Raw genomic sequence first — 1,025 nt, forward strand, 5'->3', positions numbered from 1 at the left:
AAGGCCGGGTCACCCGCAAGCTGAAAAACTTTTTGGATCAGGCGTTTTCCCTCGATGTCCGCGGGATGGGCCTTGCCGGCAAAAATTATCTGGATCGGCCGCAACGGGTCGTTCACCAGCCGCTTTAGGCGCTCGGGGTCGGAGAGAATAAGGTCCGGCCGTTTATAGGAGGTGAAGCGCCGGGCAAAACCGAGGGTGAGAACATGGGGATCGAGCAAAGATCCGAAGGCCAGGACGTTTTTGGCAAACGCTCCTTCCCGCCAGCGTTTTCTTGCGCGGGCCACAAGCTCTGCGATCAAAGCTTCTTTCCGCTCTTGATGCACAGCCCAAAGCTCCTCGTCCGGGATCTCCTCTACCCTTTGCCAGATCTCCGGGTTTTCCGGATTTTTTCGCCATGCCGGTCCCAAGTATTTGTCCAAAAGGCGCTGGACCCGAAGGGGCTCGATCCACGTGAAAAGGTGGACGCCGTTGGTGATGGCCTCTATTTTCACGTCCTCGTCCTTGAATTTAATGCCCTGCCAAATGCGCCGGGCCACTTCCCCATGGCGTTGGCTTACGGCGTTCACGTGCTGGGAAAGGCGTAAGGCGAACACGGTCATGTTGAACCCGGCTCCAGGATCTGTGGGATTGGTTCCAAGCTTCAGGATGGCCTCCCGGGGAAGGCCGTGTTCTTGGCAATACGGCCCAAGATAGCGGTCAAGAAGGGCGAAAGGAAAGACGTCGGTGGCCACGGGAAGGGGGGTGTGGGTGGTGAAGACCGTGGTTTTGCGGGCGCGCTCCAGGGCCTCTTCAAAAGAAAGGCCTTGGCCCATGAATTGGCGGAGGCGCTCAAGGAGGGCAAATGCCGGATGCCCTTCGTTCAGGTGGAGCACGGCCGGACGGATGCCGAGCATTTCCAATGCCCGCATTCCGCCCACGCCCAGCACCCATTCCTGACGGAGGCGCTGTTCTAAATCCGTGGTGTAAAGCTGCTGGGAGATGGCCCGATCCCACGGGGTGTTTCCCTCCACGTCGGTGGTGAGAAG

At 59.0% G+C, this 1,025-nt stretch carries 1 protein-coding gene; it reads right to left on the reverse strand.

The genetic code is table 11. The annotated features are described in order from the left end of the window. Positions 1–1,025: alpha-glucan family phosphorylase (gene glgP, locus H5T45_07670; GenBank protein MBC7129575.1), on the reverse strand; the 1,025-nt coding region annotated here is incomplete at both ends.

The organism is Thermoplasmatales archaeon (assembly GCA_014361245.1).
In the GTDB taxonomy this organism is placed as follows: domain Archaea; phylum Thermoplasmatota; class E2; order UBA202; family JdFR-43; genus JACIWB01.